3 protein-coding genes are annotated in these 3,475 nt (G+C 50.9%); 2 read left to right on the top strand and 1 reads right to left on the bottom strand.

The annotated features are described in order from the left end of the window. The first annotated feature begins 307 nt into the window (after positions 1–307). Together J8X26_RS21475 and J8X26_RS21470 are read left to right on the top strand one after the other, a co-directional pair. Positions 308–616 (top strand): hypothetical protein, encoded by a 309-nt coding sequence (locus J8X26_RS21475; protein ID WP_152324313.1) that lies wholly within the window; start codon positions 308–310, stop codon positions 614–616. A 257-nt stretch (positions 617–873) separates the two neighbouring features. Further along, positions 874–1,605, top strand: coding sequence for an FCD domain-containing protein (locus J8X26_RS21470; RefSeq protein WP_152324312.1), 732 nt, complete (start codon positions 874–876; stop codon positions 1,603–1,605). 57 nt (positions 1,606–1,662) lie between these two features. On the opposite strand, the gene J8X26_RS21465 is transcribed toward J8X26_RS21470, so the two are convergent. Then, positions 1,663–3,132, bottom strand: coding sequence for a mannitol dehydrogenase family protein (locus J8X26_RS21465; RefSeq protein ID WP_152324311.1), 1,470 nt, complete (start codon positions 3,130–3,132; stop codon positions 1,663–1,665). Positions 3,133–3,475 lie beyond the last annotated feature (343 nt).

The following is a 3,475-nucleotide window of genomic DNA, read 5'->3' as shown; positions in this document are numbered from 1 at the left end:
TGGAAGAATTATTATTCAACTGCATGGATATAAAGGATATTATTCCCGATAAGTTTAATGCGTAAGCCCTGGGTGATCAGGTTGGTTTTGGTCATTTTCATGCATCCTTTAAATAAATTTACACGCCAATGTGCAATGACGACTTAAGAAAATCCAGCGTTGTGCCGATGGATAACATGGATTGCTTAGTTTCGACGTCGCGGCACTCAATTATTTTTAGCGGACCGGTGCTAATTGGTTTAGATGTATTAATGTTAAATGGATGTATCGTGAATTTTAAAAATGTAAATTCAAATGAGGTGTTGCCATGAACAGGATCAAATGGGTACTGTTTTTGGGAGTTTTGGCCTCAGGGATGATGCAGTACGCCAGCGCGGGATCAACCGGTACTATCCATTTTTATGGCGCAATTGTTGAAAGTGGCTGTAACTTCAAAACCGGTGGAAATAAGCTTGTCAGCAGTTGTGAGCGGGGCGCTGCGAAAGTCACGCAGGCGCGTCAGATCAGCGCGACGAATCCACTTTCTTTCAGCCTGCCACTGTCTTTAGGCCACGTGACGACACAACAGGTGAACAACAATCCTCATCTGGCGCTGATGACGGTGTCGTATAACTGAATTTGTGAAAAACGATGAGCATTTCTGATTAGTTCATCACCGGTCATTTCTGCACAGACAGTATCAGCGTTAAGTGGCCCGACAACTTTGAAAACTGGCTGACCCAATTTTGATCGGGTCGTCAGTTTTCCCCTCTGGTTCTTCCCCTTTGTGCCCACATGTTATAATTTCCCCTCCTGTATCAGGCATCCGGAGCGCTGAAAAAAGCCGTTTCAGGTGTAGGACCAATTTCATAGCATCACCAGCGGGGCGACATTATGCGACTTTATCAGGAGATTGGCGGCCATCTGCGCCGTGATATCCATGCCGGAAAATACGCCCCTGGCGACCGCCTTCCTCCGGAACGTGATATTGCTGAGTTTTACTCGGTGAGCCGCAGCGTGGTGCGTGAAGCACTGATTATGCTGGAACTTGAGAAGGTCGTTGATGTCCGCAAAGGTTCCGGCGTTTACGTGTTGCACCAGACCGATGTGTTGCCGCAGGAAGATGCAGACAGGGGTTACGGCCCGTTTGAACTGTTGCAGGCGCGGCAGTTGCTGGAAAGTGAAGTGGCGGCATTTGCGGCCATGCAGGCCACCAAAACCGACATTCTGCAAATGCGTGATGCGATTGAAGCGCAGCGAAGTTGTATTGCGCGCGGTGTTTCGGATGATGTGGAAGATCAGCGTTTCCACGCCCTGCTGGCGCAGGCATCGCAAAACAGCGTACTGGTAAAACTGGTGGACGATTTATGGCAGATTCGCCAGCGCAGCTCTATGTGGGAAGGGATCCACCAGCACGTCGGGGATAAAAACTACAGCCAGATATGGCTGCTGGACCATCAGGCGATCCTTCAGGCGGTTTTACGCCGTGATGCCAAAGCCGCGAAACAGGCCATGTGGCAGCATCTGGAAAATGTAAAAGATATGCTGCTGAAAGTCTCGGATGCCGATGACCCGTCTTTTGACGGCTTCCTTTTTTCGTCAGTGCCTTCGGAACTGAATGACTGATTCTGCTCCATAATAAGAAACGGCTGCCGGAGCAGCCGTTTTTTATACGGTGGATTTTCAGCCCATGTATTTCGCGACGGTTTTCTTCGCGCCAACCCTTTGCAGGTCGGCGTAAGCATTCAGGATGGCCTGCACCACTTTTTCTTCCTGCGGCAATTGCTCACCGAATACGCCCGTCAGCGCAAGCAGCGCTTTCACACGTGGTTCGCCATCAGCGGTAGACGACACGATTTCAGCCAGAGTTTCAGCCATTGGATCTTTAATCTCGATAGGCTGACCCGCATCATCCGTTCCGCCGATATAACGCATCCAGCCCGCAACGCCGAGTGCCAGTAACTCGTAAGAACCGCCGTTTTTCACATGCCAGCGGATGGAGTCGAGCATACGTTGCGGAAGCTTCATTGTTCCGTCCATGGCGATTTGCCAGGTGCGGTGTTTCAGCGCCGTGTTGCAGTAACGGGCAATCAGGCTGTCGGCATAAGCGGTGAGATCGACACCTTCTACGCTCAGCGTCGGTGCCTGTTCTGACAGCATCAGGCGATGGGCTGCTGCTTTATAATTCGCATCTTCCATGCAATCGTTGATGTGCTGATAACCGGCCAGATAACCGAGATAGGCCAGGAATGAGTGGCTGCCGTTTAGCATCCGCAGTTTCATCTGTTCAAACGGCAGAACGTCGGAAACCATCTGCGCACCGGCTTTTTCCCAGTCAGGGCGGCCGGCAACAAAGTGATCTTCCACCACCCACTGAATGAACGGTTCGCAGGCAATGCCGCACGGGTCAGTCACGCCGCCCAGCGCTTCGGTGATTTCTTCCAGCGTGGTGTCCGTGGCCGCCGGAACGATACGGTCAACCATGGTGCTTGGGAAAGAAACGTTCTCAGTGATCCACTTCGCCAGTTCAGCTGAGCGGGCTTTCGCCATACCCAGAACGGCGTTTTTGACCACCAGACCATTTTCAGGAATATTGTCGCAACACAGTACGGTAAAGCCAGGCAGGCCGCGCTCATGACGCAGACGCAGGGCTTCTACTAACACGCCGGGCGCTGTGCAGGGCGCCTGACCACCGGCCAGATCCTGCTGAATTTTTGGATTTTGCAGATCCAGCTCGCCGGAGCCGGGTTCAATGCAATAGCCTTTTTCGGTGATGGTCAGTGAAACAATTGCTACTTGCGGCTCGGTCAGTTTCGCCAGCACGGCATCCAGCCCGTCAATCCCGCCGTGGACCGACTCATGCGCTGAGCCGACGATAATGGCCTGATTTCCTTCGGCACCTTTTTCCAGCACGGTAAAAAGATGATCCTGCCCGCGTAAGCTTTTGATTAATGACTCATTGCCAAACAGGCTGACTTCACAGATCCCCCAGTCGCCACCTTGCTGGTTTAACACCCGGTTGGTCAGCAATGCCTGATGGGCGCGATGGAAAGCACCAAATCCGAGATGAACAATGCGGCTTTTCAATGCGTCACGATCATAACCAGGTAATGACACTGCTGCTGGCAGGGACGCTGTGGCAATAGTTTTCATGCAATACTCCAGGCAAGTCAGAAATAATGAAATTGGTCAGGCCAAATTGGGGCTGTTTACCCGTAAACTGAAAAGTATGCTGGATAAAGCGACGATTTAAGCCAAAATCAGGCTTTAGAGTGTAAAGTCATATGATAGAAAGGGGAATTGGTAAGTCCAGACAGCCACTCGTTTTGTGATACAGATCGAGTGTCTGAGATATTTGTGATGAGAAATGCGGGGCAAAAAAAAGGAACGCCGTGGCGTTCCCTTAAAAAGCGGGGCAACTGACCTTAGAACCTATCCCAAAAGGAATTGTCAGTTAATAAGTAATGGCAATTTTTGAGGGAAGTATGGCAGGCAA

The organism is Rahnella sp. ChDrAdgB13 (assembly GCF_017655185.1).
In the GTDB taxonomy this organism is placed as follows: domain Bacteria; phylum Pseudomonadota; class Gammaproteobacteria; order Enterobacterales; family Enterobacteriaceae; genus Rahnella; species Rahnella contaminans.
The sequence above is the reverse complement of the archived record's forward strand: the minus strand, read 5'-3'. Positions and strand labels throughout refer to the sequence as shown.